Genomic DNA, 21,693 nt, shown 5'->3' on the forward strand with positions numbered 1-21,693 from the left:
GGTTCTTGTCGCTTTACAGACCGTAGCAGACTCAGGCTGAACGCGGCCTGCGGTTTTGCTGCAACGCTGCGCGCAAGGCGATACCGTTTTCGGACGAATGTCGCCAGAATCATTGCGCCATGAAACCGGTTGTCCCCTCCCCCTTTTCCGCTAACCAATCAACCTCAACGCCTGCGCCCGCGCCACCGCCTGCGTTCTGCGCTCCACCCCCAGCTTGCTGTTGATATGGCTCGCATGGGTCTTGACCGTGTGCAGGGAAATAAACAGCCGGTTGCTGATCTCCTGGTTCGAGCAGCCTTGGGCGATCAATTGCAGCACCGCCAGCTCTCGACTGCTCAGGGTTTCGTGGGCAAGCGTGGCATCTGGCGCCAGCGCTGCCGGCAGCAGCGCCAGCAAGGCCTGATTGAGCACGCCGTGGGCCTCTTTGCTCAGTTGCTCGCGCATCCACTCCGGGTACGCGTCCAGCAGTCGCTGGAACGGCAGCAGCGCGCCGCCCGTCCCCGCTTGCAGTGCACACGCCAGCACCGGGCGTGCCTGGGTTTCCTCGCCGCAGTCCAGCAGCACCTGCGCCTGCTGGGTCAGCGCCAACAGGGCGATCATCTGGCGCCCGCTGTTGTGGGCGTGTTGCGCCAGGCCGCCCAGGCGTTGCAGGGCGGCCTCGGGCTGATGGCGGATCGCATCGAGGGTGGCCTGCTGCAGCTCAATATGCTGCGCAAGGTGCGGATGAAACTCCGGCGCAGCGGCCGCGTGCTCGCCGCTGTAGGTCTGCGCGAGCCGCGCCAGCCAGGCTTCGGCCAGGTCGGTGCGGCCCTGGGCCAGCCACAGTTCGCATTTGATCAGGGTGATCATTGCCAGGTAGTAGATCGGCGGCACGTCCCAGATATGCATCAGGCGCTCGGCCTCGGCCAGCTCGGCAAAGGCCTTGGCGAAATCCGCGCGGCGCCCTTCGAAGCTGGCGATCACACAATGACCGATCAGTACGCTGATATCGCGGCACGCCCGGGCCTCGGTCAGACCGGCGCGCAGGCGAGCAATACCGGCGTCAGGCTGATTGCGCATCAGCAGCAGGTACCCTTCATACAACGAGAGGCGCGCGCGCACGGCATACAACCGTTGCGGCGCCAGGCCGTTGAGGCGTTGCAGGCCCTGGTGAACTTCATCAAGGGCCCGCAGGATCTCGCCGCGCGCCTGCAATACCCGCGCACGGTCGTAATGGGCCAGCGCCTCGAACAGCGGGTTGCCGACGCGCTGCGCCAGCTCCAGGGATTCACGGTTCAGACCACGGGCGCGCCACAGATCGGCGTCGACGATGGCCAGATTGGACAGCGTCGACAGGCATATCAGACGCTGGCCATAACGCCGCTGCGGAAGGCTCTCCAGCGCTTCATTGCAGTAACGCTGAGTCAGCTCGCGGTCGCCCCGCCCCCGAGCGATGATCCCGCTCAACGCCAGCCACTGCGCCAGCATTGATCTTTGCGCCGTGGCCGAGGGCGCCGGCAGAAAGCGGCTGAGGTAGCTGGACAATTCTTCCGCCGCATCCAGCTGGCAGGCCAGGCCCAATGCCCAGCTGTACAGCACGATCAGGCGCGGCGTGCTGATCAGCAGGCTGTCGGGCAGGTCCATTTTCCAGCGCAGCAACATGCCGATATTCTGCTCGGCCAATAGCTGCTCTTCGGACAGGTTCTGCACCAGATTGGCCGCCACATCCAGATGGCCGGCGCGCAGCGCCTGCTCCACGGCCTCGTCGATCAAACCCTGGGCATTGAACCAGCGACAGGCACGCAGGTGCAGGCTCGCCGCCGGCAGCACGGCAGCACTGGCGCGACGAGTGCGCAGCAGGTCGGAGAACAAATGGTGATAGCGGTACCAGTGGCCCTGATCATCAAGCGGGACAAGAAACACCTGGTGCGATTGCAGGTAGCGCAGGATTTCCGCGCTGTCGTGGGCTTCGCGCACGGCGTCGCACAGCTCGCTGCAAAAACGTTCCTGGGGGGCGGTATCGAACAAAAAGGCCTGCACTTCAGGCGGCAGGCAGTCGATCACCTCTTCAAGCAGGTAGTCGCGGATCAGCCCTTCGCCACCGTGCAGACTCTGCGGCAAAGCCTCTTCGCTGCCGGCTTCTGACGCGGCCAGCAGCCAGAAACGCAGGCCGGCCACCCAGCCTTCGCTGCGGCGAATCAGGTTTTCCAGTGCCTCGCCGCGCAGTGAGCTGCTGTGGTGGTCCAGTACCGCCAGGGATTCGGCATGGGTCAGGCGCAGGTCCTGTTCGTTGAGTTCCAGCAGGTGCCGCGACAAGCGCAGCCGCGCCAGGTGCCAGTCGGGACGCTGGCGACTGGTGACCATTACCACCAGACCATCGGGCAAGTGATTGAGGAAAAATTGCAGGCAGCGGTCCAGCACCGGACCCTGGGCCAGATGGTAGTCATCCAGCACCAGCAACAGCGGCGCAACGGCAGACAGGTGCAACGCCAGCTCATCGAGCAGGCCGTCGAGCCATTCTTCAAAGGCAAAGGGCTGGTGGCGCTGGCGCATTTTCAGCAAGCCCAGGGCCTGGGCGCCAATCTGCGGAAAATAGTGCTGCAAGCCTTCGAGCAGCCGTTCAAGGAAGCGGCCCGGGTCGCTGTCCCTCACGCTCAATCCCAGCCAGAGGCTCTGCCAATGGGCCGGCAACGCCTGGCAGAACTCCACCGCCAACGAACTCTTGCCGAACCCCGCTGGCGCGCTGACCAGCAGCAACCGCCCTTCGAGCCCCGCGCCCAGCCGTTCGCACAAGCGCGGTCGCGGCACATAGCCGTCAGGCAGCGGAGGCCTGTAGAAGCGACCTTCCAGAGGCGGCATGACCGCGCTGGAAGACCCCTGAATTCGGGACAGATCAGTCATCGCCGGGCTCTTGTATAAGGCTGTTGTCGGCATTGCAGATGTCCGCAGACTAGCGGTAAAAGCGCCAGCCTTGTAGATCTTTGCAACATTTGCCTTAAAAAGAACTGCGACAAGAAATGTGAAAAGGGGCTTGCTCCCGATGGTGGGGGATCAGTCAGTACATCTGTTGACTGATCCGCCGCCATCGGGAGCAAGCCCCCTCCCACACTGGGTTACCGTTACCGCTTAGCGAACACCATCCTGACGCAGAGCCGCCGGAGTGAAGTCGCTGGTGGTGGCGGTGAAGCCGAAGTCATAGGCCTGTTTCTCTTCGTTCTTCATGCCCAGCGCCAGGTAGCGGCCGGACTGCAGGTCGTAGAGGGTTTCCAGGGCGTACCACGGCACTTGCTTGTCGTAGTAGTTCTCGGCATGGGCTTCGGCGACGCGCCACAGTTGGCCACGACCGTCGTAATGGTCGATCACCGCCGCCTGCCAGGTGTCTTCGTCGATGAAGAAGTCACGCTTGGCATAAATGTGGCGCTGGCCTTCCTTCAAGGTGGCGACCACGTGCCAGACACGGCGCAGTTCATAACGCGTCAGGTCCTGGTTGATGTGGCCGGCCTTGATGATGTCGGCGTACTTGAGCTTGGGGTCGTCGATCTTGTAGCTGTTGGAAGCGATGTAGATCTCCTTCTTGCCTTCCAGCTTCCAGTCGTAGCGGTCCGGCGCGCCGTTGTACATGTCGAGGTTGTCGGAGGTACGCAGGCCGTCGGCGGCAGTGCCCGGCCCGTCATAGGACACTTGCGGCGCCCGGCGCACGCGGCGCTGACCGGCGTTATACACCCATGCCGAACGCGGCTCCTTCACCTGGTCCAGGGTTTCGTGCACCAGCAGCACGCCACCGGCCAGACGCGCCGGCGCGGTCACTTGCTGCTTGAAGTAGAACAACACGTTGCCCGGGTTTTTCGGATCGAAGTCCTTCATTTTGTCGCGGAACACAAACTGGTCGCGGAAGTACACCAGGCTGTAGGAACCGTTGGTTTGCGGCGTAGCCTGGGTGACCAGACGCGTCACGCTACCGCCACGATAGCGGGTGATGTGGTTCCAGATCACTTCAACGCCGGTCTTCGGGATCGGGAACGGCACGGCCGTCGAGAAGTTTTCCAGGCCGTTGCCGCCGGACACCAGGTTGGTGGTGGTGGCGTTCTTCTTGATCGCGGCGAACACATCAGTCGGCACGGTGGCGCCACGATGGGTCGGGTAAACCGGCATCTTGAAGGTTTCCGGGTAGCGCTTGAACATCGCGTACTGCCCCGGCGCCAGCTTGTCCTTGTACTGCTCCACGTTCTGCGCGGTGATGGTGAATTGCGGTTGTTCACTGGCATAAGGGTTGGCCAGGAAACCTCGGGCATCGACCGCACCGGCGTTGGTGGGCATGGGCGACCATTTCGGAATGGTACCGGCCGCGTTACCGGCCATTTCGGCGCCCATCGGTGTCAGGCTTGTGCCCAGCTTGGCGGCTTCATCCGCCGAGACGGCCGCCATGACGTGGCTCGCCATGATCGACAGCCCCAGCACACCAATGTGCAACAGACTTTTGCTTATTTTCATGTTGTTGTTCTTCCTGAAAATACCGCTTGGAAAAGTGTGCTTAGAAGTTGGCGCCGAAGCTCAAGGCCACGAAGTCGCGGTCATCCACGGTGCTGAACTTGCCGCCAAAGAAGTTGGTGTAAGCCAGGCTCGCGGTGTAGGTGTTCTGGTACTCGGCATCCAGGCCCAGGCTGACCGCCTTGCGGCCTTCTTCAAAGTTGCCGCCAGGGCCTGGGGAGTAACCCTTCACGTCATGGGACCAGGCTACGTTCGGCTTGAGGTTGACCCCGGCGAACACGTCCGGGTACTCCCAGATGGCGCGTGCGCGGTAACCCCACGAGGTGGCGGTGGTGTAGCCGTCGTTGTTGCAGTTGGTGTTCAGGCCGGCCGCATTCGGCAGACCGGCGCCGCTGGCGGTGGAGGCGTTGAGCGCATTGCAGAACCCGCCCGGCAAGGTGCCCGGGCCGAAGACCGGATCGCGGCCATAACGGGCCTGGGACTTGCTCTCCAGCCCGCCCACATGGGTCACGCCGATTTCGCCGACGGTGGTCAGACGGCTGGCGCCCATCACCTGGTCGAAGAAGTGCGTGAAGGTGGTCTGGAACTGCGTCACTTCCTTGCGGTTGTAACCGTGCAGGTCCTGGCCCGGGCTGCCCTTGAGCACGGACGCGTTGCCGAAGCCCGGAATCGGCGTGACGCCGGCAAACAGGATGTCGGTGGTGCTCAGTTGCACCGGGGCATTCGGACGGTAACTCAGCTCACCGCTCCAGGCGGTGCCGGTAGGCAATGTGGTGGAGAAGCTCAAGCCGTAGAGGCGGATATCTTCCGGGTATTCGACGAAGTAGTTGGAACTGCCCGCCACGATCAGCGGACGCAGGGCCGCCAGCGGGCCCAGTGGGCGAGTGAACGCCGACGCAGGCGCGCCCTGGGCACTGAAGATCGGCGCACGGCTGTGGTAGTTCATGAAGTACGCGCCGAACTCGGTGTCCAGCGGTTCGAAGTTGTAGTGCATGGCCATGCCGAACTGGCCGCTGTCGCGCGCATCGCGGTCCGGCCCACGGCGCACCAGCACGCCCTCGCCGTTGACGTCCACGCCCAGCGCATTCAGGGTCGGCAGTGCCGCGCCTGGAATGGTCGAGCGCTTGTTCAGCACCCGCAGGTTATTGCTGCAGCCGTCGGAAATCACGTCAGGCTGGGAGAAGAAGGTGCCGCAGTTATCGGTAACGGTCTGGTCCCACTCCAACTGGTAAAACGCCTCGGCCGAGAGGTTGTCGGTGAGCGTCTGGGACACGTAGAACATGTTGACCGGAATCAGGCCTTCCTTGATCTCGGCGCCCGGACGACGGAACGCGGACACGTCGATCGGGTTGATGGAGTTGATGCCGCCACCGATGAAGGTACTTTCACCCCAGCTCACCACCTGCTTGCCGAACCGCACGTTACCCGGCTGATCGGCAATGCTGTAGTTGTGGTAGATGAACGCATCGAGAATCTGCCCGCCCGAGGACTTGGCGCCCTCTTTGCGGTTGTTGTCGCTGATGTCCTTGAATGGCCGGCTTTCGTCCTTGAGCTCGAAGTCATACCAGTACTTGCCACGCACAAACACGCCGGTATCGCCGTATTTCAGCTCCAGGTCGTGAATGCCCTTGAAGATCTTCGAGAAGGTCTCGCCGCGCTTGAAGTTCAGGTGGCCGTCATCGGACGTTTGGGACAACCCTCGGCCGCCGTTGTTGGCGCCGATCAGGTCGCGGTTGGCCTTGGCAGTGGACCAACTGGCGCCCACGGACAGCGACGAATCAAAGCTCCCTTCGATTTCACCGATATTGAAACTGACGCCGAATGCAGGCCCGGCGAGCGTAGAAGCGAGACTGACGGCCAGGGGCAGTTTTGCCCGGCGCCAGAACTGGTTTACTGAGGTCATCGACGCTACTCCATGTGCATTATTGTTATGGCAGTGAGTTTCTTCGTTGATGGTGTAACGGCCGGAATACAACGACTCCAATGCCGCCCGGCAACCAGGCCCCCATGGCCTGAAGCGCAACATCCCTGAAAAACTCTGTGAGTGACTATAGCCAGCAGGGCATACCGCTTGATCCCTCTAAAGTGTGATTTGCATCACCAACCCGTCTGCCACAGTCCTTTCGCCACGTCGGCGAAAGCCGACGCGGGAAGGATGGCTGAAAATCGGCAAATCACAAGTAAAGCCGCAAGATAGAGCATTGCCGCGCCCGATGGGGCCCGGCGAACGCACTCAGAGGGTGGACAGGAACGTGCTGTTGTTGGCCTGCCATTCGATGATGTCGACGCGGATACGCTTTTTGTCGAGCTTGCCGACGCTGGTCTTGGGAATTTCCGTAACAACGGCAATCTGGCTCGGAATCGCCCACTTGCTCAAGTGACCCAATTCCACGAATGGCTTGAGGTGTTCCTTGAGTTCGCGCGCGCCAATCTCATGGCCCTCGCGCACCACCAGCAACGCAAACGGGCGCTCGCCCCACTGCGGATCGGCGATGCCCACCACGGCGACTTCGCGCACCGCCGGGTGGCGACTGATCAGGTCTTCGAGCGCCAGGGACGAGACCCACTCGCCGCCAGTCTTGATCACATCCTTGATGCGGTCGCGAATGTCGATCACGCCAAACGCATCCAGAGTGGCCACGTCACCGGTGTGCATCCAGCCACCGGCCCACAGCTCGGCGCCCTTTTGCGGCTCGTTGAAATAGCCTTCGCTGAGCCACGGCGCACGCAGCACCAGTTCGCCCTGGGACTCGCCATCGGCGGGCAGGAAGTGGCCGTCGCTGTCGACGATGGCCGCCTCCACCAGCGGGCCCGGTACACCGGCCTTGATGCGGTAGGTGGTGCGCTCGTCTTCGCTGCCGGCCATCAACTCGTCGTTGAGGTGGGCGCAGGACACCAGTGGCCCGGTCTCGGACATGCCATAGGCGGCCGTCAGTTGAATGCCCCGCGCCTTGGCCGCTTCATAGAGGGTGCGGTTGAGGGCGCTGCCGCCGATGACGATTTTCCAGCCGCCGAAGTCCACGTTCTGGGCGGCCTTGGCGTTGAGCAGCATTTGCAGGATGGTCGGCACGCAATGGGAGAAGGTGACGCGCTCCCTGCGCCACAGCTCCACCAGGTATTCCGGGTCGTAGCGGCCGGGATACACCTGCTTCAAACCGAGCATGGTCGCCACGTAGGGCAGGCCCCACGCATGCACGTGGAACATGGGTGTGATCGGCATGTACACGTCGCGGGTGCCCAGCAGGCGCACGCTGTCGACGCTGCCCATGATGGTCGCCACGCCAATGGTGTGCAGCACCAGTTGGCGATGGGTGAAGTACACACCCTTGGGGTTGCCGGTGGTGCCGGTGGTGTAGAAGGTGGTAGCGACCGAGTGTTCGTCGAAATCCTCGAAGGCGTACGTGGGGCTGGCGGCGGCCAGCAGGGTTTCGTACTCGCCCACCAGGTTGGGCAACTCGGCGGTGTGGGCGTCACCGTCGGTGAGCAGCAGGGTCTTGTCCACCGTGGTGAGCTGCCCGGCGATGGCCTGGTAGAGCCCGACGAACTCGCTGTTGACCAGTACGAAGCGGTCCTCGGCATGGTTCATGGTGTAGAGGATCTGTTCCGGCGACAGGCGCACGTTGATGGTATGCACCACCGCGCCGATCATCGGGATGGCGAACATGCATTCCAGGTAGCGGTGGCTGTCCCAGTCCATCACCGCGACGGTGTCACCGGCCCTGACCCCGGCCTCGGTGAGCACATTGGCCAGCCGCGCGACCCGTTCGATCAACGTGGGATAGGTGTAGCGAAGCCTGTCGCGATAGACGATTTCCCGGGTCTTTTCGTAGCGGGTGCCGGACATCAACAGGCGCTTGATCAACAACGGGTATTGGTAAGCGCCTTCGGCGGGCGGGATAACACGGGTCTGCAACATACGAATCCCTTTTTATGACTGCACGGTCTTGGCTTGAAGACTTGCACTGTAGAGACCTTGTGTTTCAACCAAATCAGCCAAAGGAATGATTTGCAGCGCGCTGCAAATGCTAGCTTTGCGCCAGCATTTGAGGCGCTCAAGCAGGCTATTTCATGCTGGTAAACGCCAGCTTCACGCCGATGGCAATCAACACCGCGCCCATGGTGCGATCAAACCAGTGCCCCATCCGCGCAAACCCCGCGCGAACGCGCTGCTGGCTGAACAGCATCGCCACCAGGCAGAACCACAAGCCCGTCGCCACGGCCAGGTACACACCATAGCCCGCCTGCACCGCCAGCGGCGTGTGCGGGTTGATCACCACGGTGAACAGCGACAGAAAGAACAGCGTGGCCTTGGGATTCAGGCCGTTGGTGACGAACCCGGCGGTAAACGCACCGCGCGGGGTGCGCTCACCGGCGTCACGGTGCAACTCGCCCTCGGCGACCGGTTTGGCCGGCTGCGCGCGCAGGGCCTTGAAGCCGATGTACAGCAAGTAGGCGGCGGCCGCCCATTTCAACGCGTTGAACAGCACGATGGACTGGGACACGATCAAGCCAATGCCAAGCAACGAGTAACCCACATGCACGAAGATCGCCGAGCCGACGCCCAGCGCGGTCCAGGTGCCGGCGCGACGGCCGTGGGTGACGCTTTCGCGCACCACCACGGCGAAGTCGGGGCCAGGGCTGGCCACCGCCAACAGGTGAATCAGGGCCACGGTCAAAAACTCGGCGAGATACATGTTCGCTCCCTTTACGTAACGGATTATTTCATCTGATAGTCTCGGCAGATTACGCCTTCGAACTCCGCCGCAAAAGGTACAGTTGAGCATGAACAATCGCCGCGCCGTCTTCCTTGATCATCCTTCCCTCGACCTGGGCGACCTCGACCTCAGCGGTTTGCAGGCCTGCTTCAGCGACCTGCAGCTGTTCGAGCAGACCACCGCGCAGAATGTGATCGAACGCCTGCAGGGCGCCCAGGTCGCCATCAGCAACAAGATCGCGCTCGACGCCAACACGCTGGCCGCCTGCCCCGAACTCAAGCTGATTCTGGTATCGGCCACCGGCACCAACAACGTTGACCTTGCGGCCGCCCGTGCCCACGGCATCACGGTGAGCAACTGCCAGGGCTACGGCACGCCGTCGGTGGCGCAGCACACGCTGATGCTGCTGCTCAACCTGGCCACGCGTCTGCAGGACTATCAGCGCGACGTCGCCGCCGGCAAATGGCAGGCGGCCACGCAGTTTTGCCTGCTGGACCACCCGATTGTCGAGCTGCAAGGCAAGACCCTCGGCCTGCTCGGCCATGGCGAACTGGGCAGCGCCGTAGCGCGGTTGGCCGAGGCGTTTGGCATGCGCGTGCTGTTGGGCGCCCTTCCTGGCCGCCCTGCCCGCGCCGATCGCGTGCCGCTGGATGAGTTGCTGGCGCAGGTCGACGCGCTGACCCTGCACTGCCCGCTCAATGAGCACACCCGCGACCTGATCGGCGCCCGCGAACTGGCGCGGCTCAAGCCCGGCGCGTTGGTGGTCAACACGGCGCGCGGCGGTTTGATCCATGAACAGGCGCTGGCCGACGCGTTGCGCAGCGGCCATCTGGGCGGTGCCGCCACCGATGTGCTGAGCGTGGAGCCGCCAGCCAATGGCAATCCGCTGCTGGCCGGTGATATTCCCCGCTTGATCGTCACGCCGCATAACGCCTGGGGCAGTCGCGAAGCGCGCCAGCGCATCGTCGGCCAACTGGCGGAAAACGCCCGGGGCTTTTTCAGTGGCGCCCCGCTGCGGGTCGTCAGTTGATAGACTGCGCCCCTTTTTCAAGGAGCAGACCATGGATCCGCGCAGTGAAGTACTGCTTCGCCAGCCCGAACTTTTTCAAGGCAACCTGCTGCTGGTCGGTTTGCCGGCCGACGACTTGCTCGGTCGCCTGCCCAATGCCCACGGCTGGTGCTGGCACGCCGGTGACCAGGCGGCGCTCGACGCACGCTTCCCGGAGCGCAGCGCGTTTGGCGTGAATGTGCCCGAACGCGCGTTCGACGCGGCGGTGATCTTCTTGCCCAAGTCCAAGGACCTCACCGATTACCTGCTCAATGCGGTGGCCGCGCGCCTGCCCGGTGCCGAGCTGTTTCTGGTGGGGGAGAAAAAAGGCGGTATCGAAAGCGCCGCCAAGCAGCTGGCGACGTTCGGCAAACCGCGCAAGCTGGATAACGCGCGGCATTGCCAGCTGTGGCAGATCACCGTAGTCAATGCGCCGCCGGCCGTTGAACTGGAAAGTCTGGCGCAGGTGTTCGAGGTGCCGCTGGCCGAGGGCCCGCTGAAGGTGGTCAGCCTGCCGGGCGTGTTCAGCCACGGGCGCCTGGATCGCGGCACCGAGTTGCTGCTGGCGCACCTGGACAAGCTGCCGAGCGGCCATCTGCTGGACTTCGGTTGTGGCGCAGGCGTGCTGGGGGCTGCGGTCAAGCGTCGCTACCCGCACAACAGCGTGACGATGCTGGATGTAGACGCCTTCGCCACCGCCAGCAGCCGTCTGACGTTGGCGGCCAACGGCCTGGAGGCCGACGTACTGACCGGCAATGGGATCGACGCCGCGCCGATGGGGTTGAATGCGATCCTGAGCAACCCGCCGTTTCATGTCGGCGTGCACACAGATTACTTCGCAACAGAAAATCTGCTGCGAAAAGCAGCGAAACACCTGGCAAAAGGCGGCGAACTTCGCCTGGTTGCCAATAGTTTCCTGAAGTATCAGCCGCTGATCGAAGAGCACTTGGGTATCTGTGCGGTGAAGGCCGAGGGCAATGGTTTTCGCATTTACCGCGCCAAGCGCCCCTAACGGGCGTTTGAAAAAGAAGGCTTGCCGAATGTGTCCTGGCTAGGCAGAATCCGCTCCGTCCTAGGGGAGTAGTCTCCCACGAGTTCACTCTCGTCCGGCATACGTCAACATACTTGGTCAGCAGACCATGGCGTATGCGACCCAGGAGTCCGCACAGACGGACCGGGGTTTGACAAGACCTATGACACGCACACCTTACCCGGGGCGGGAAGGCTGTACGTGTCATAGCCGTGTCGACCCGCCCCTGGAACCTACCTGATGCTGGATTCTCTGCTCGTCCCCACCGCAATCGTTGCCTTGGCCGAAATCGGCGACAAGACGCAACTGCTCGCGCTTATCCTCGCCGCACGCTTTCGCAAACCCTGGCCGATCATTGCCGGCATTGTCGCCGCGACCCTGGCCAACCATGCGGCCGCCGGTGCCGTGGGCGCCTGGTTTGGCAGCTTTTTCTCGGACGCGGTGCTGCACTGGATTCTTGCCGCGAGCTTCTGCGCCACGGCCTTGTGGACGCTGGTACCGGACAAACTCGACGATGACGAGGCCAGTACCACGCGCAAGTTCGGACCGTTCCTGACCACGCTGATTGCGTTCTTCCTTGCGGAGATCGGTGACAAGACGCAGATCGCCACGGTGATGCTGGCGGCGCAGTACCCGGAGCTGTGGCTGGTGATTATCGGCACGACCCTGGGCATGTTGATTGCCAACGTACCGGTGGTGCTGGCGGGGAATTTTGCAGCGGAGAAGCTGCCGCTGACCTTGATTCGCCGGCTGGCGGCGACGGCGTTTTTCATCCTGGCGATTGTGGCGGTGTACAAGGCCATGCAAAGCAGCGGGTGGATCTAGCGTCAAATGTGGGAGGGGGCTTCATCAGCCTTGGAACATCAGGATTTTTTGGCCTGTTGGTACAGCGGCATGACTTTTGGAATCGCCGCCTGCAGCGAGGCGATCCGGCTATCGGAGGCCGGGTGAGTGCTCATGAACTCCGGCGGCGCGCCTTCGGAGGCCTTGGCCATCTTGTTCCACAGCGTGATCGCGGCGTTCGGGTTGTAGCCGGCGCGGGCCGACAGTTCCAGACCGATCAGGTCGGCTTCGTTTTCATTGCTGCGGCTGTTGGGCAAGGTCATGCCGTAATTGGCCACGGTATCGGCCAGCGCCAGGCTGTCCTGCCCCAGGCCGAATATCGCACCGGCGCCCTGTTTGGCCATCTGGATACCATAGGCCTTGGACATGGCTTCACGGCCATGCTCGCGCAAGGCGTGGGCAATTTCATGGCCCATCACCGCAGCCAGCTCGTCATCAGTGAGCTTGAGGTTGTCGATCAGTGCGCTGTACACAAAGATCTTGCCGCCAGGCCCGCAGTTGGCGTTCATCTCGTCGCTCTTGATCAGGTTCACTTCCCACTTCCACTGCGCCGCATCCGGACGGAAGGTGGGCGCCTGGGCGATCAGCCGATTGGCAATCGCCTGCACACGCTTGGCGTTGGCACTGGTTTTGTCCACCAGGCCTTTGCCACTGGCTTCGCCCAACGTCTGCTGGTAGGACTGGGCATACATCTGGTCGACTTCCTGGCTCGACAGCATGCTGAACATGTATTGCTTGCGCTCAACGCCAACGGCGCCGCCGCTGGTGGTGTTGACCGACTGACACCCGGCCAGCAGCATGGCCGCCGCCAATACACTTACTGCCAATGACTTTTTCATGCGAGACGCTCCCTGAAAACATGGCGCGTATCGTAGGCCCTCGTGTGTATCCGCGCCAGATACACACGACGTTTAACTGCTGTATTTCCGATACATCCCACAGGCGGGTACCGCCGGGGCATCCGTCAGGCCGGGGTCAGGCACTCCGGCCCGTTGAGCTTGGGATCGTTGACCATATTGGCCAGGACCCTTTCGCGCAACGCGGTGGGTTCACGGGCCAGCAGCGCCTGCAATACGTGCAACGGGGTCTCGGGATCGAGCCACGCCGCCTGGCCCGCCGCATCGAGGATCAGCGGCCGGCGCTGGCTTTGCGCGGCCTGGGTGACCACCGCAGTGCTCAGCCACACCTGTTCCTGCACCGGGTAGGCTTCCCAGATCGCCGCGAAAAACAGCGTCGAGCCCTCCCCCGGCGTCAACCAGTACGGGCGCTTGCGCTGGGTACCGCGCCATTCGTAGAAACCGTTGGCCGGCAGCAGGCAGCGACGCTGGCGAAACGCCTCGCGGAACATCGGTTGCTCCGCCAGGGTTTCGGCGCGGGCATGGGCCGGCGTGCGGGAAAGATCGGTCAGCCACGGCGGGGTCAGGCCCCAGCGGGCGCGCGCCAGAGTGCGCTGGCCTTCGCTCTGGCGCTGGATCAGCACCGAGTCATTCGGGGAAATGTTCCACTGGGCCTGCTGGTCCGCCGGAAAGCCCGGCAGGGCGGCAAAACCGGGATTCCAGCGAAACAGGGCATAACGTCCACACATGGGGCAACACGACTCTTGGGTAAACCGACCGACAGCCTAACAGACCAGCACGTCGGGAAAGCTGTCGGGTTCATCACCGGGCAAGGGCTGCGCGCCGATGTAGGCCGTGATCAGCTCGCGGGCGTAGGCAGCCTGGTCGTTATCGACCTCCAGACCCAGCAGGCCAAAGATCGGCAACTCGCCTGTGCCACCGAGCAGATGGCGCCCCACCAGATGCGCATCGATGCCCTCGCTGGCGAGCATCTGCTGCAGCAACTCGCCTTCCATCAGGTTTTCCGGTTCGTAGATGCGCTGCATGGGCGTGCCTGCTATTCGTTCTCGGCGTGGACTTCAAGCATCCATTCGTGACCATCCGTTTGCAGGATGAAATTAATCGGCCGGCAACAGACCGGGCAATCTTCGATATAGCTCTGATCGCCACCGGAAAGATCCAGCACCGCCTCTGCCGGCTCGCCACAATAAGGACAATCATACGGTTCAGTTTCCAGCATCGCAGTCTCCCAGGTGACTTGTGCGTATAATCGCCGGTCTATTTACAGGGCTATTGATCGGCCGGGCCAATTACCCGCGCCGCACCCTGGTATTTCCTTTACTTACCCTAGCCGTTTCCAACAAGAGAGCATGATGGGCGAATTCGATACCATCCGACCTTACAACGACAGCGAAGTCCCGGCAGTGCTGGCACGTCTGTTCAGCGACAAGGCCTTTCTGGACATCCTGACCCACTTCCGCTTCCCCCGCTTCGCCGGCACCCTGGGCTGGCTGCTCAAGCCGATGATAGCCCGCAAGCTGCGCCGTGAATTCGCCGGCGTCACCACCGTGGCCACGCTGCAGGACAAGGTCGAGTACTACGTCGACCACACCATTGACCGCGCGACGGACGGCGTGACCTACACCGGCGTCGAACAGCTCAAGTCCGGCACCGCGTACCTGTTCCTGGCCAACCACCGCGATATCGTGATGGACCCGGCCTTCGTCAACTATGCCGTGTACCACGCCGGCCTGCCGACGCCACGCATCGCCATCGGTGACAACCTGCTGCAAAAGCCGTTTGTCAGCGACCTGATGCGCCTGAACAAGAGCTTCATCGTGCACCGCTCGATCACCGGGCGAAAGGAAAAGATGGCGGCGTATCATTTGCTGTCGGCCTACATCAATCATTCGATCCGCAGCGATTGCCAGTCGATCTGGATCGCCCAGGCGGAAGGCCGCGCCAAGGATGGGGATGATCGCACCGAATCGGCGATCCTCAAGATGTTCCACGTGAGCCGCAAGGATGAGCCGTTTGCCGAGGTGATCCAGTCGCTGAACCTGACACCGGTGTCCATCAGCTACGAGTACGACCCCTGCGATACCGCCAAGGCGCGCGAGCTGTATATCCGCGCCACCACCGGCACCTACAGCAAGGCCCCGGGCGAGGACGATGTGAGCATTGCGTTGGGCATCACCGGCTACAAGGGCCGCGTGCACATCAACTTCGCACCGCCGATCACCGAGCGCTTCGAGGACACCAAGCTGCTGGCCGTGGAAATGGACCGGCAGATTCTCGGCGGTTACCGGTTGTTCCCGGTGCATTACCTGGCGTATGCGCAGTGGGCCGATGCAGACCCGCAATTGCAGGTGCCGACCGCGGCTGAAGTCTTCCCGGCGGATGAGCTGGCCAAGGCGAAGGCGGAATGGGAAAGGCGTTTGAATGAGTGCCCAGCGGAACACCGGCCCTACCTGGTGACGCAGTACGCAACGCCGGTGCGCAACCAGTACCGCGTCAAAGCCGGAATCCCTCTGTAAGCCCGTCACACAGGGGTGTTGCAGTGATCTTAGAAATGGGTGCTGAGCCAGGACAGGACCAGCGCCAGCCCGAGACCTGCAAATCCTACACGGTAAGCCAGGCGATGCGCCCGCTCGATGCGCACATCCAGAAAAAGCATGGGCTGGTCGATCGCGCGCTCTTCGCTCTGGGCGGTGAGGTCGGCCATTGCACGCTGCTCGCAAAAACGCGCGATGAACAGCAGCGCCGCCGCGAGGCCGGCCAGCAATAGAGCCATGACATTGATCAACAGTGCGGGCAGCGCCATCGCAAACCTCGGTGAACCCATACTCTGATATCCATTCGGATACACACCCGAACGGTAGTGGCGCCCTGCGCCGGTAATGATCCCTCTCCCTTGCTATTAATGTATCGAGTAATTTACAGCGTCACCTGAACGTCACCTTAACAAGCCATTCTGTTGCCCTTCGAACGCCCGGGAGCTTGTCATGTTGCATGCGCAGAACCAGGACCGCTTGTATCTGGTCGCCCAAAGTGATGAACAGGAGACGCTGATCGGCAGCCTCGCGTTCAACGTCCAGGACCGCCACTGGCTGGTGTACTGCGCCCTGGGCGGGCACCAACATGCGGACTGGCCGGAGCTGGATCTGCTCACGGGCGTGAGCATGCTGGACTTCCACGTCGACAGCGCCGCGTGAAGAAACGCCGGGCGAAAAAAAACCGGGCTCAGCGATGAGCCCGGTTTTTTTTGTGAACGGCTTACTGCTGCGAGCTGAGCAACTGGCCGATGCTGGGGTCCTTGAACAGACGGGTCAGCGCGTCGCTGAGCACATCACTGACCAGCTTGGTGTTGGTTTCCTGGTTCGGCGACATGCCAAAGCGCTGGTTGAGCGACGCCGCATAACGGCCGCTGTAGCGACGGGTACCGGCGCTGACATCGGACTTGAACGTGGCACCGATGGAGGCTTCCGTCACGTACAGACCTTCCTTGGGCGACTGGTATTTCAGTTCGGCCAGGGTAACGGTCAGTTGAGGCGCACCCGGCGAAGTGGTCGGCGTGAACCCCAGCAGGCGCACGGCGGCTTCCGCCTGGGCCTGCAGCTTGGGCAGCACGTCCTGGCCGTTCACCGAAATCAATGCGGTCTCCGGGTACAGGCCGCCGCGCGAGCCCAGGGTTGGCGATGGACGACCGTCCACCACACGCACCGACACCGGCTGACCATGCCCCACCGGCGCCAGCTGCGTGGTGATCTTCGGTTGCGGGCTGAGTTGTTGCGGGCTGTTGGCGCAGCCAACCAGGGTCAAACTGGTCACAGTGATCAAACCGAACAACAGGCGTTGCAACATACTCATTTCTCCAGGACTAGATGCAAACAGGGCGCCAGTATAACGGTGCACGCGCGCCACTCACCAGCGATCCTGAACGGCAGCTGAAGCCACGGCGAAATTACAATTTCGCATAAATTCGTCATTCCAGTGTCATGGCAGACTGGCAACCTTCAAGCATGTAACACAACCGGTACACGCCATGCGCCTGCTCAAATCGTTGTTCATGTCACACACCCGTCACCGTCAGTTCGCGTTGCTCGACGCGAAGGGCCATTGCCTGGCCTTCAAGCAATGCAGCCTGCCACCTGTCGGCGAAGGCTGGGTGGAAGTCACCGAGACGCGCCTGTGCTGGATGCACCGCCCACTGCCCGCCAGCGCCCGGGTTCGGCCGCAGGTCGCGCACGCACATTCGCGCCAGGCGTTGGCCTCCTGACCACAAGGCTAATAAAAGTCATAAAACACGCCCATTTCTGCGGCGTTCTTCGCTACAATCTCCCCCCGATTATAAGGACGTCTCCTGATCGGGCCTCGCAGCATCGTTAATGCCTCGGTATTAACCCAAGAATCGCCCACAGAGAGCCGCCCACACAGATCGAGTGAAGCTGGCGTGCTTGCTGTTTTCCCTGCAAACCACCCGCCTTTACCGCATCTGCCAGAGCTGCCATTGCGCTCGGCCACTTGAGTTGTTTGCCCGTTTTGCCGCGTGTCGGCAAAGGTGTTCCGGACCAGGTGCCAGGCTGAGGCAGCCCTTTTTTGAGGTTCACGTCTTCAAAAGAGCGTGAAAAAACGGGTTTTCACAACTTCACAAGAGTGTGGCGAGCAAATGAATAGTTTGGCGTTTGTACAAGCACCATCAGCGTCTGGAACAGCCCAACCCCACAGGACCAAGAGCGCCTCAACAACCGGAGCTTGAGCCTGTCCGCGACGGATTGATTGCACGAATCGCACGCTTTGACCATAAGTCGAATTGCCACAGGCGCCCATGAATGCGTTCATAGGCAGATCAGCCCGGCAGCAAGCGTGCGCTGGAAGTTGCAAGGAATTGCGAAACGGACATGGCGATCCTGGCCATGGGTAACCTGGGGCAACACGTGAACCGCCCCGTCACTCCTGGCAGCCATGCCGTCAATTTGGTGCTGCAGATTTTGGAGACGCGTTAAATGGCGCATAACGAAGCAGTCGACGTAGTACTGGTAGGGGCTGGCATCATGAGTGCCACCCTGGCCGTGCTGCTCAAAGAGCTCGACCCCGGCCTCAAGCTGGAAGTCGTTGAGCTGATGGACTCGGGTGCCGCGGAGAGTTCCAACCCGTGGAACAACGCCGGTACCGGCCACGCCGGCCTGTGTGAGCTGAACTACACGCCGCAGGCTGCCGATGGCTCCATCGACATCAAGAAAGCCGTGCATATCAACACCCAGTTCGAGGTGTCAAAGCAGTTCTGGGCGTACCTGACCAAAAAGGGCAGCTTTGGCTCGGCCAGATCCTTTATCAGCCCGGTGCCGCACCTGAGCTTCGTGCAGGGCGAAAGCGGCGTGTCTTTTCTCAGAAAGCGCTTTGAAACCCTCGTGCAGCACCATGCGTTTTCGGACATGCATTACACCGAAGACCGTGGCGAAATGGCCGAGTGGATGCCGCTGATGATGCCCGGCCGCCCGCTTGATGAAAAAATCGCGGCCACCCGTGTGATGAACGGCACCGACGTCAACTTCGGCGCCCTGACCAACCAGTTGCTCGGTCACCTCACCAGCACGCCGCAGGCCCAGGTCAAGTACTGCAAGCGTGTCACTGGCCTCAAGCGCAACGGTGCCGGCTGGACCGTGAGCATCAAGGACGTGAACAGCGGCGAAAGCCGCGAAGTCGACGCCAGGTTCGTGTTCCTCGGCGCCGGTGGCGCGGCCCTGCCGCTGCTGCAAGCGTCGGGCATCGACGAAAGCAAAGGCTTCGGCGGTTTCCCGGTCAGCGGCCAGTGGCTGCGTTGCGACAACCCGGACGTGGTCAAGCATCACCAGGCCAAGGTCTACAGCCAGGCGGCGGTGGGCTCGCCACCGATGTCCGTGCCGCACCTTGACACCCGCGTGGTGGAGGGCAAGAAATCCCTGCTGTTCGGGCCATACGCCGGCTTTACCACCAAGTTCCTCAAGTACGGTTCATTCCTCGATTTGCCGATGTCGATTCGCGCCGGCAACATCGGCCCGATGCTGGCCGTGGCGCGCGACAACATGGACCTGACCAAATACCTGGTCAGCGAAGTGCGCCAGTCCATGGAACAGCGCCTGGAATCCCTGCGCCGTTTCTATCCGGAAGCCAAGGCTGAAGACTGGCGCCTGGAAGTGGCCGGTCAACGGGTGCAGATCATCAAGAAAGACCCGAAGAAAGGCGGTGTGCTGCAATTTGGCACCGAGCTGGTCGCAGCCAAAGACGGCTCGCTGGCGGCACTGCTGGGTGCGTCTCCGGGGGCTTCGGTGACTGTTTCGATCATGCTGGAACTGATTGAGCGTTGCTTCCCGGAAAAAGCTGGCGGCGAATGGGCGGCCAAGCTGCACGAGATCTTCCCGGCGCGGGAGAAAGTGCTGGAGACCGATGCCGAGCTGTATCGCAGGATCAACACGCAGAACAACATCAGCCTGGAGCTGGTTGAACAAGGCGACGAGGCTGAAAGCTACGCTTGAGGTCTGAACGCAATAAAAACGCCCCTCGGGGCGTTTTTTTTGGCCGGGGTAATCAGCCGCGGGCTTTTTCGATCAGCTCGATGTACTCGAGCGCGTGGCGCTGGTCCTTGATCAAATCGACGAAGGTCTGACCATGCTCATCCTTGCCATCCAGATCCAGGCCGGCGGCCTTGAAAAAGCCGAGGAAGCGCTCGAAGTCATCGATACGCAGGCCACGATAGGCCTTGATCAGCTTGTGCAGGGACGGTGAAGTCGCATCAACCGGCTCGAAGTCCAGGAACAACTTGATCTGGTCGTCGCCGATCTCGTCACCAATCACCTGTTTCTTATCTTTACGCATTACCGACTCCAGGCTGCAGACATTTTCACGGGGTCTGAAGTCTACCTTTGCAAGCGATGAAGCGCCTAGTCGAACTGGGCCAGCATCCAGTCTTTATACGCAGTTACTTCAGCATCGCCTTCACGCGGCGCCCAACCGGGTAGTTCACCCTCACCGAGGGCGCGATAAGGGCCTGCCTTGCATTCGAACAGCACCGTGTCAGGTTCCATCACCACCAGACTGTGGAACACGCCCGGCGGCAAATCAACACCCAGGCAATCACCGCCAGCCTGCATCACGCGTTTGGCGATCACCTCACCGATGTCGTTGAAAACCAACAACCCCAGGCGCCCCTTGAGCACCAGCAAGGTTTCCGCTTTGTCCGCGCTCAAATGCCGATGGGGCGGCACGTAGGTGCTGGGCTGCAGGCCCACGGCCAATCGGTGGCACGGCTCTTCCATCTGATGAAAGTTATGATGATGCCGGCCACGGGGACTGGCCTCCGCTTTCTCGGCCAATTCGGTAAACAGCGTCTGATCAAGAAAGCGGGTCATGACTTACATCCCTTTGACGGCGTAGATGCCATTGGCGTTGCGCCAGTAACCCTTGTAGTCCATGCCGTAACCGAAGATGTAACGGTCGATGCAAGGCAGGCCGACGTAATCGGCTTTCAGGTCCGGGCGTGCCTTGCGGTCGTGGTCTTTGTCGATCAGCACGGCGGTGTGCACTTTACGCGCACCGGCGTGTTTGCAGAAGTCGATGATTGCGCCCAGGGTGTGACCTTCATCAAGGATGTCGTCAATGATCAGCACGTCGCGGTCGATGAACGAAACTTCCGGCTTGGCCTTCCAGAACAGGTCGCCGCCGCTGGTTTCATTGCGATAGCGGGTGGCGTGCAGGTAGGACGCCTCCAGCGGGAACTGCAGATGGGTGAGCAGCTTGCCGGCGAAGATCAGGCCGCCGTTCATCACGCAGAACACCACCGGGTTGCTGTCGGCCAGTTCGCGACTGATGTGCGCGCCGACCCTGGCAATCGCCTCTTCGACTTGCGCTTCGCTGTACAGGCAGTCAGCCTCGCGCATGATTTGACGGATATGCTCGAGATCAGCGGACATGGCGCTCTCCAAGGGGGTGCTGTGGCAAGAAAAGCGGGCAAAGGTACGCATGTGAGCGACAACGTTCAAGCCTTTATGGACTAACGTACTTGATTGTCTATAGGACATCATCCTCGGATAGATTAATCTAGGCCGGTTTTTTTGCCCGCCGCCGGAGCCTTTCCCATGCCCACTCGCGAGATCCGCCACCCGCTGATCCAGCACAAGCTCGGCCTTATGCGCCGCGCCGACATCAGCACGAAGAACTTCCGTGAGCTTGCTCAGGAAGTCGGAGCGTTGCTCACTTACGAAGCCACCAAGGATTTGCCCCTGGAAACCTACGAGATCCCCGGTTGGGCCGGTCCCGTCCAGGTGGAGAAAATTGCCGGTAAGAAGATCACTGTGGTGCCGATCCTGCGCGCCGGTATCGGCATGCTCGAAGGCGTGCTCAGCCTGATCCCGGGCGCCAAGGTCAGCGCCGTGGGCGTGGCCCGCAATGAAGAAACCCTGCAGGCCCACACTTACCTGGAAAAACTCGTCCCGGAAATCGACGAGCGCCTGGCGATGATCATCGACCCGATGCTCGCCACCGGCAGTTCCATGGTTGCCACCATCGACCTGTTGAAAAAGGCCGGCTGCAAGGACATTCGCGCCATGGTGCTGGTCGCCGCGCCCGAAGGCATCGCCGCCGTCGAGAAAGCCCACCCGGACGTGCAGATCTACACTGCCTCCATCGACGAGCGCCTCAATGAACACGGCTACATCATCCCGGGCCTGGGCGATGCCGGGGACAAGATCTTCGGCACCAAGCAGAAGGACGCGTGAC

22 protein-coding genes and 1 riboswitch are annotated in these 21,693 nt (G+C 61.8%); of the genes, 8 read left to right on the forward strand and 14 right to left on the reverse strand.

Features of this window, described 5'->3' with window-relative positions; translation table 11 throughout:
- Positions 1-150: 150 nt before the first annotated feature.
- The 5 genes from TU79_RS04105 to TU79_RS04125 form a co-directional block, all read right to left on the reverse strand.
- Positions 151-2,880 (reverse strand): winged helix-turn-helix domain-containing protein, encoded by a 2,730-nt coding sequence (locus TU79_RS04105; RefSeq protein ID WP_057006844.1) that lies wholly within the window; start codon positions 2,878-2,880, stop codon positions 151-153.
- A 225-nt stretch (positions 2,881-3,105) separates the two neighbouring features.
- Complete coding sequence (locus tag TU79_RS04110) at positions 3,106-4,470, reverse strand: DUF1329 domain-containing protein (protein ID WP_057006845.1); 1,365 nt, start codon at positions 4,468-4,470, stop codon at positions 3,106-3,108.
- A gap of 40 nt (positions 4,471-4,510) precedes the next feature.
- Positions 4,511-6,370, reverse strand: coding sequence for a DUF1302 domain-containing protein (locus TU79_RS04115; RefSeq protein ID WP_057006846.1), 1,860 nt, complete (start codon positions 6,368-6,370; stop codon positions 4,511-4,513).
- Between the two features lie 330 nt (positions 6,371-6,700).
- Positions 6,701-8,383 (reverse strand): fatty acid--CoA ligase, encoded by a 1,683-nt coding sequence (locus TU79_RS04120; protein ID WP_057006847.1) that lies wholly within the window; start codon positions 8,381-8,383, stop codon positions 6,701-6,703.
- 145 nt (positions 8,384-8,528) lie between these two features.
- Positions 8,529-9,161: a LysE family translocator gene (locus TU79_RS04125; protein ID WP_057006848.1), complete on the reverse strand. Its 633-nt coding sequence runs from the start codon at positions 9,159-9,161 to the stop codon at positions 8,529-8,531.
- A gap of 88 nt (positions 9,162-9,249) precedes the next feature.
- Between TU79_RS04125 and TU79_RS04130 the strand changes: the two genes are divergently transcribed.
- The 3 genes from TU79_RS04130 to TU79_RS04140 all read left to right on the forward strand — a co-directional run bounded on the left by TU79_RS04130 (position 9,250) and on the right by TU79_RS04140 (position 12,085).
- The gene (locus TU79_RS04130; RefSeq protein ID WP_057006849.1) at positions 9,250-10,212 is read left to right on the forward strand and encodes a 2-hydroxyacid dehydrogenase; all 963 of its coding nucleotides are present in this window, start codon (positions 9,250-9,252) and stop codon (positions 10,210-10,212) included.
- 31 nt (positions 10,213-10,243) lie between these two features.
- Positions 10,244-11,242 (forward strand): methyltransferase, encoded by a 999-nt coding sequence (locus tag TU79_RS04135; protein WP_057006850.1) that lies wholly within the window; start codon positions 10,244-10,246, stop codon positions 11,240-11,242.
- 50 nt (positions 11,243-11,292) lie between these two features.
- A riboswitch (yybP-ykoY riboswitch) is annotated at positions 11,293-11,413 on the forward strand.
- Positions 11,414-11,500: 87 nt separating this feature from the next.
- The gene (locus tag TU79_RS04140; RefSeq protein WP_004372026.1) at positions 11,501-12,085 is read left to right on the forward strand and encodes a TMEM165/GDT1 family protein; all 585 of its coding nucleotides are present in this window, start codon (positions 11,501-11,503) and stop codon (positions 12,083-12,085) included.
- A gap of 38 nt (positions 12,086-12,123) precedes the next feature.
- Here the strand turns inward: TU79_RS04140 and TU79_RS04145 are convergent, their stop codons facing one another.
- The 4 genes from TU79_RS04145 to TU79_RS25015 form a co-directional block, all read right to left on the reverse strand.
- The gene (locus TU79_RS04145; protein ID WP_004372028.1) at positions 12,124-12,942 is read right to left on the reverse strand and encodes a M48 family metallopeptidase; all 819 of its coding nucleotides are present in this window, start codon (positions 12,940-12,942) and stop codon (positions 12,124-12,126) included.
- A 125-nt stretch (positions 12,943-13,067) separates the two neighbouring features.
- On the reverse strand, positions 13,068-13,688 hold the full coding sequence (locus TU79_RS04150; RefSeq protein WP_057006851.1) for an SOS response-associated peptidase: 621 nt from the start codon (positions 13,686-13,688) through the stop codon (positions 13,068-13,070).
- Between the two features lie 36 nt (positions 13,689-13,724).
- Positions 13,725-13,985: a putative signal transducing protein gene (locus tag TU79_RS04155; protein WP_057006852.1), complete on the reverse strand. Its 261-nt coding sequence runs from the start codon at positions 13,983-13,985 to the stop codon at positions 13,725-13,727.
- Positions 13,986-13,996: 11 nt separating this feature from the next.
- Complete coding sequence (locus TU79_RS25015) at positions 13,997-14,179, reverse strand: CPXCG motif-containing cysteine-rich protein (protein WP_082638344.1); 183 nt, start codon at positions 14,177-14,179, stop codon at positions 13,997-13,999.
- 133 nt (positions 14,180-14,312) lie between these two features.
- On the opposite strand from TU79_RS25015, the gene TU79_RS04160 reads away from it, so the two are divergent.
- Positions 14,313-15,476 carry a 1-acyl-sn-glycerol-3-phosphate acyltransferase gene (locus TU79_RS04160; RefSeq protein WP_173670266.1) on the forward strand — a complete coding sequence of 388 codons (1,164 nt, stop codon included), beginning with the start codon at positions 14,313-14,315 and terminating at the stop codon, positions 15,474-15,476.
- Between the two features lie 29 nt (positions 15,477-15,505).
- Here the strand turns inward: TU79_RS04160 and TU79_RS04165 are convergent, their stop codons facing one another.
- On the reverse strand, positions 15,506-15,763 hold the full coding sequence (locus TU79_RS04165; RefSeq protein WP_057006854.1) for a hypothetical protein: 258 nt from the start codon (positions 15,761-15,763) through the stop codon (positions 15,506-15,508).
- A 181-nt stretch (positions 15,764-15,944) separates the two neighbouring features.
- On the opposite strand from TU79_RS04165, the gene TU79_RS04170 reads away from it, so the two are divergent.
- On the forward strand, positions 15,945-16,154 hold the full coding sequence (locus TU79_RS04170) for a hypothetical protein (RefSeq protein WP_057006855.1): 210 nt from the start codon (positions 15,945-15,947) through the stop codon (positions 16,152-16,154).
- 61 nt (positions 16,155-16,215) lie between these two features.
- Here TU79_RS04170 and TU79_RS04175 read toward each other — a convergent pair whose 3' ends face one another.
- The gene (locus TU79_RS04175) at positions 16,216-16,803 is read right to left on the reverse strand and encodes a YajG family lipoprotein (protein WP_004372041.1); all 588 of its coding nucleotides are present in this window, start codon (positions 16,801-16,803) and stop codon (positions 16,216-16,218) included.
- A 181-nt stretch (positions 16,804-16,984) separates the two neighbouring features.
- Here TU79_RS04175 and TU79_RS04180 point away from each other — a divergent pair, with 181 nt between their 5' ends.
- Positions 16,985-17,218 (forward strand): hypothetical protein, encoded by a 234-nt coding sequence (locus TU79_RS04180; protein WP_057006856.1) that lies wholly within the window; start codon positions 16,985-16,987, stop codon positions 17,216-17,218.
- Between the two features lie 727 nt (positions 17,219-17,945).
- Positions 17,946-19,454 (forward strand): malate dehydrogenase (quinone), encoded by a 1,509-nt coding sequence (gene mqo / locus TU79_RS04185; protein ID WP_057006857.1) that lies wholly within the window; start codon positions 17,946-17,948, stop codon positions 19,452-19,454.
- Between the two features lie 52 nt (positions 19,455-19,506).
- On the opposite strand, the gene TU79_RS04190 is transcribed toward mqo, so the two are convergent.
- The 3 genes from TU79_RS04190 to TU79_RS04200 form a co-directional block, all read right to left on the reverse strand.
- Positions 19,507-19,794: a PA4642 family protein gene (locus tag TU79_RS04190; RefSeq protein ID WP_057006858.1), complete on the reverse strand. Its 288-nt coding sequence runs from the start codon at positions 19,792-19,794 to the stop codon at positions 19,507-19,509.
- Positions 19,795-19,859: 65 nt separating this feature from the next.
- Positions 19,860-20,327, reverse strand: coding sequence for a WbuC family cupin fold metalloprotein (locus TU79_RS04195; RefSeq protein WP_057006859.1), 468 nt, complete (start codon positions 20,325-20,327; stop codon positions 19,860-19,862).
- A gap of 3 nt (positions 20,328-20,330) precedes the next feature.
- Positions 20,331-20,888: a hypoxanthine-guanine phosphoribosyltransferase gene (locus TU79_RS04200; RefSeq protein ID WP_057006860.1), complete on the reverse strand. Its 558-nt coding sequence runs from the start codon at positions 20,886-20,888 to the stop codon at positions 20,331-20,333.
- Between the two features lie 165 nt (positions 20,889-21,053).
- Here TU79_RS04200 and upp point away from each other — a divergent pair, with 165 nt between their 5' ends.
- Positions 21,054-21,692: a uracil phosphoribosyltransferase gene (gene upp, locus TU79_RS04205; RefSeq protein ID WP_004372055.1), complete on the forward strand. Its 639-nt coding sequence runs from the start codon at positions 21,054-21,056 to the stop codon at positions 21,690-21,692.
- Position 21,693: the final 1 nt, after the last annotated feature.

Source organism: Pseudomonas trivialis (assembly GCF_001439805.1).
In the GTDB taxonomy this organism is placed as follows: Bacteria; Pseudomonadota; Gammaproteobacteria; order Pseudomonadales; family Pseudomonadaceae; genus Aquipseudomonas; species Aquipseudomonas trivialis.